Below are 5,369 nucleotides of genomic sequence, written 5' to 3' on the forward strand. Positions count from 1 at the left end.
GCCACCGTTGGCGCCATGGATGGCGCCATCGAGCCCCCATGGACGGGTTTACGGCGTGTCCTGCCAACCCACACCGCCCCGCCATCCCACGGAATGCCAGCTGTTGCTGTTGCTTCTGAGGTTGCCGGCCAGCGGCCGGCACTACCACGGGTGCAGGGCGCAGCACTGCAAATAGCCCTACCCCCGCGGTCGGCTGCGCGAGGGCACCAGTGCGAACGTATCCACCGCCAGCTTCTCGGCGTGGTTCAACCACGCGCGGATCTCCAGATCGTCCACTTCGTGATCCAACCCGAACGACACGTTGATCTTGCCGTTGGCATCGGGCTGTACCCACTGCTGGGCCAGTACCACCTTGCGCTGCGAGGACACCGCTTCGATCCAGAAACCGCGGTCCGGGCGCGTGCTCGCCACCAGTTGCAGCATGTATTGGCCGGCACGCGTACGGCGTCCCTTCTGGGTGATCATGTGTGCCTGGCGCACGCTCGGGCGCGGGCCCTGGAGCGTATCCAGCGGTGCATCCACCGCGATGCCACCGCGCAGGTCGTTGTCGCGGTACAGCTTGAAGCCGTTGTCGCGGTTGACGAGCAGGGCGCACCAGTCACCATCGGCCGAGCCGTCCTCGAACGCGGTGCAACGGTCGACGTAGGCCAGGGTGTTGTCCGGGTTGGCATCATCGAACTGGCGCGAGGTGTTTTCCAGGTACACCGACTTCAAGCCCCACTCCTTGTCGTACTCCAGCAGCACCGGCGGCTGCACGTGCTGCAGGCCAACGACCACCTGGTCATCGCCATCGATCTTCAGTTCGCGGGTCGGCTGGCCCAGCCACAGCGAACGGGCGAAGGCCAGGTACTGCGGGTAGTCGCGGCCATCATCGCGCCGCGCGGCCACGCTGGCACTGGGCGCGCGCTGCGGGTCGATCAGCGAGCGGCCAAAGCCCATCGTCTTCAGGTTCGGGTCCAGCAGGCTGAGCAGGGTCGCACCGGAATCCAGGGTGGTGCCAGCGTCGGCACTGAGCTGCTGCGGGGCAATGCCGTCGCCGAGGAACAGCAGCAGGTTCTCGCGCTTCTGCTTGGCCAGCACGTGGCTGAGGTCGTTGGGCATCGCCAGGTGGTCGGAGGCGATCACGATCAGCGTGTCCTTCCCATACGGGCTGGCCTGGATACGCTCGACCAGCTGTGAGATCAGGCGGTCGGTGCACTTGAGTGCATTGAGCAGGCCGATGTTGCCGTACCCGCTCCGGTAGCGCTCGCCCTTGCACGACACCGGCAGGTGGCCCGCCGGGTGGTGGGTGTCCATGGTCAGCGTGGTCAGCATGAACGGTGAACCGGCGCGTGAGAGCTGCTCGAAGCGCTGGTAGGCGGTGTCCAGCAGCACGTCGTCGTGCACGCCCCAGGCCGAGTAGTGGATGCGGCCGATCTTCTTCTGCTGCTTGAACCATGCCAGGTCATGCACTTCGTCAAAGCCATGGCTGGCCAGGAACTGGCCCTTGCCGGCGAACTGGCCGTTGGCGCCGCCCAGGTAATGGTTGGTGTAGCCCTGCTGCTTCAGGTAGTCGCCCAGGCACACCGCCTTGGGCAGGAAACTGCCCATGCGGTCCATGCTGTTCTCGTCGCCCTGCGAGGTGGTCAGCGGCACGCCACACATTGACGACACCAGGCCGGCGATGGTCCAACCGCTGCCTTCGGCCGAGGCCAGGCCACGCACGTCCAGAGACTCGGACGCCAGGCGGTTGAGGTTGGGCATCAGGCCGGGAAACACGGCCTCGTCCAGATAGGTGCGTTCCAGGCTCTCGCCGTAGATCCATACGATGTTGCGCGGGCGCTGCAACGGCTGCGTCGGCACCTGGTACTCGGGGGCGATGCGGGCGAAATCGACCGGGCGCAGCTGCTGGTAGAGGCGTTGGCCGTCACGGGCCAGCGGGCTGATCAGGATCGTGGCCACCCACACGGTCGCGAAACCGGCGAACAGCGCACCACCGTGGCCGGGCCGGCGCCAGCGCTTCACCCGCGTGGCAAACAGCGGCAGCAGCGAGACCAGCGCCAGCACGATGAAGCCGGCGATGTAGCCCTTGAAGTCGGAGACACCAGCGCCTTCCATGTCGGCGCCGAGGTGATAAAGCGTGGCGGCGTTGAGCCCATCCCCGGACAGCTTGTCGATCAGCCACCACGCGCTGAGCATCAACAGTAGCAGCGAGAATGCGCCGGCCTTCCACCACACCCACTTGTCGGACGCGAGGAACAGCCAGCACAGCAGCAACAACGACAACAGCAGTATCCAGAGCATAGGCAGCTTCGGCAGTGACGGGGTGGTGGTGATGGACGTCGTACCGACGCGTGTCCATCCGACCGGCGCTGCTGCAAGCACATCCACATGACAGGCCGATGACCCGATAGTGCATGCACGAACCTGACTGAAATGTTTGTTGGAATGACGCGCGCGCAATCACGCCGCAAAGGTAAAACGAGCGTGAAAGGCTTCGTTGGATTGCATTAAAAACCGCATGAATACGCGGCTTTTTCGCCAATGCATCAGCGGTGCCCGCGTTCCTCGCGTGCCCGCGCGCGGCGATCGAACAGCAATGCACTGGTGACGATGCCCAGTCCCAGCACCACGCCGATCAGCAGCAGTATCAGTGCGATCAGGGGATAGCCGAACAGGTGCCAGCCGGTGTCGATCTTCATCATCATTGCCGCAGCCATGATCAACGCGGCGCTGATGATGCCGGCCGCCACGCGGTTGGCGATCTTCTGCAGGTTCTCCATCAACCGCGATTCTTCCAGCCCGGTCACCTTCATCTGCAGGCGGTTCTCGGCCAGCAGCGCCATGATGTCCGACAGCTTGCGCGGCCCATCGCGCAGCAGCTGCTGCAGCTCCATCGCCTCGCTGGCGATGTTGGCCGCCGACAGGGATTTCTTCAGGCGCGCGCGCATCACGTGCTGCAGCTGGCGCTCGACGATGCGGCGCGTGTCCAGCTCCGGCGCCAGCAGCCGGCACACGGTTTCCAGGTTGAGCAGGGCCTTGCCCAGCAGGCTCAGTTCCGGCGGCGTGCGCAGCCCGCAGGCAGTGGCGATGCGCACCATGTCCAGCACCACGCGGCCTTCCGAGAAGCTGCCACTGGCGGCGTAGCGCGCGATCAGCTGGCCGGTCTCGCGCAGGTAGCGCTCTTCGTCGAAGGCCTCCAGCCGCGTACTGATGCTGATCAGATCGTCGGCCACTTCTTCGCCGCGGCCATCGACGGCGGCGAACAGGATCTTCAGCAGCCGTTCGCGCAGGCGCGGCGGCATGTGCGCGACCATGCCCAGGTCGAAGATCGCCAGCCGGCCATCGGGCATCACCCGCAGGTTGCCCGGGTGCGGGTCGGCATGGATCTCGCCATGCACGAAGATCTGGTCCAGGTAGCCGCGGATCAGCGCCGCTGCCAGCGGATCCATGTCCTGCTCGGTGCGGCGCACGCCAGAGATCGCATCCACGCGCACGCCGGTGGCGAGCTCCATGGTCAGCACGCGCTGGCTGCTGTAGTCCCAGATCGGCTGCGGTACCCACAGGCGGCGGAAGGGCCGCAGATGCCGTCCGAAGCGTGCCAGGTTCTCGGCCTCGGCGTGGTAGTCCAGCTCCTGCATCAGGGTCTTTGCGAACTCGTTGAGCCAGTCGCGCAGGCGCACGCGGCGGCCCACCTGGGTCAGGTGATCGGCGGCCAGCGCAAAGCTACGCAGCGCTTCCAGGTCCGAGCGCAGCTGCGCGGCCACTTCGGGCTTCTGCACTTTCACTGCCACCTGGCGGCCATCGTGCAGCACCGCGCGATGTACCTGCGCGATCGACGCACAACCCAACGGCTCGGGATCGAACGAGGCAAACAGCTTGTTCACCCCCACCCCCAGCTCCTGCTCGATGATGGCGTGGATGCGCTCTACCGGGATCGGCGCCACCTTCTCCTGCATGCGCTCCAGGGCGGTGGCGAACTCCACCGGCACCATGTCCGGGCGGGTGGACAGCATCTGGCCCAGCTTGACGAAGGTCGGCCCCAGGGCCTCCAGGTCACTGACGAACTGTTCCGGGTTGCCATCGGCGGGCACGTCGGCCTGGTTGCTGGCGGCGTCCAGGTTCATGCCGGAGAACACGCCCGAATGGCGGTAGCGCAGCAGCAGGCGCAGGATCTGGCTGCGCCGGTTCATGCCTTTGACCAGCGGAGGATTGCCATTGGCGGTGGGCGGATTGCTCAAGCGGAACTCCCATGCGGCAAGGACGGTAGTGCCGGCCGCTGGCCGGCAATGTCCGGATTCGGCAGTGTCGCCGGGGGAAGGTGGGCATGCGGTGAACCCCGCAGCTATCGCAGAGGCCGGCGGATCGGTCAGAATCCGCTCATTCCCATTCTTGGACGCCCCATGGCCGGTGCCAGCCTGTTTGCCCTGCTCGACGATATCGCCTCCCTGCTCGACGATGTTTCGGTCCTGACCAAGGTCGCGGCGAAGAAGACCGCCGGTGTGCTGGGCGACGATCTGGCGCTGAACGCGCAGCAGGTGACCGGAGTCAACGCCAACCGCGAGCTGCCAGTGGTGTGGGCGGTGGCCAAGGGCTCGCTGGTCAACAAGGTGATCCTGGTGCCGGCGGCCCTGGCGATCAGTGCGTTGGAAGCCTGGCTGCGCAGCCGCGGCTGGAACGTGCCGCTGATCGTGCCGCTGATGATGATCGGCGGTGCCTTCCTGTGCTTCGAAGGCGTGGAGAAGCTGGCGCACCGCTTCCTGCATTCCTCCGACGACGATGCCGAGCGCCAGGCCGAACGCCGCAAGGCGCTGGCTGACGCGCAGGTGGACATGGTCGCGTGGGAGAAGGACAAGGTGAAGGGCGCGATCCGCACCGACTTCATCCTTTCGGCCGAGATCATCGTGCTCACCCTGGGCGTGGTCGCCACTGCGTCGTTCACCAACCAGATCCTCACCCTGAGCGTGGTCGCACTGGCGATGACCGTGTTCGTCTACGGACTGGTGGCGGGCATCGTCAAGCTCGACGACGTTGGGCTGTACCTGTCGCGCAAGGGCGGTGCCATTGCCGCCTTCGGTCGAGGCCTGGTGGCGTCGGCGCCGTGGCTGATGAAGTTCCTGTCGGTGGCCGGCACCATCGCCATGTTCCTGGTCGGCGGCGGCATCCTGGTGCACAACGTGCCGGCGCTGCACCACGCGGTGCAGGCGCTGGGCGGCGAAGGGCAGTGGGGCTGGCTGGTGAGCGCGGTGGGCAACATGGTGGTCGGCATCATCGCCGGCGCCATCGTGCTGGCGGCGGTGACCGGGTTGCAGAAGCTGCGCGGTAAATAAGCCCGTAGACCCTCGGGGTCAGATCTCTTTTCCCGTTGGAAAAGGGATCTGACCCCATTC

At 66.0% G+C, this 5,369-nt stretch carries 2 protein-coding genes and 1 pseudogene; 1 reads left to right on the top strand and 2 read right to left on the bottom strand.

Features of this window, described 5'->3' with window-relative positions; genetic code table 11:
• Nucleotides 1-177: 177 nt before the first annotated feature.
• Both ABGA94_RS03125 and ABGA94_RS03130 read right to left on the bottom strand, forming a co-directional pair.
• Nucleotides 178-2,283 carry a phosphoglycerol transferase I gene (locus tag ABGA94_RS03125; protein WP_111129211.1) on the bottom strand — a complete coding sequence of 702 codons (2,106 nt, stop codon included), beginning with the start codon at nt 2,281-2,283 and terminating at the stop codon, nt 178-180.
• Between the two features lie 245 nt (nt 2,284-2,528).
• A pseudogene (locus ABGA94_RS03130) lies at nt 2,529-4,175 on the bottom strand (ABC1 kinase family protein); the annotation flags it as partial.
• A gap of 207 nt (nt 4,176-4,382) precedes the next feature.
• Here ABGA94_RS03130 and ABGA94_RS03135 point away from each other — a divergent pair.
• A complete protein-coding gene (locus ABGA94_RS03135) occupies nt 4,383-5,309 on the top strand; it encodes a DUF808 domain-containing protein (RefSeq protein ID WP_005419938.1) in 927 nt (308 codons plus the stop codon).
• Nucleotides 5,310-5,369: the final 60 nt, after the last annotated feature.

The organism is Stenotrophomonas sp. 3diitr2024 (genome assembly GCF_042136455.1).
Taxonomy (GTDB): domain Bacteria; phylum Pseudomonadota; class Gammaproteobacteria; order Xanthomonadales; family Xanthomonadaceae; genus Stenotrophomonas; species Stenotrophomonas sepilia.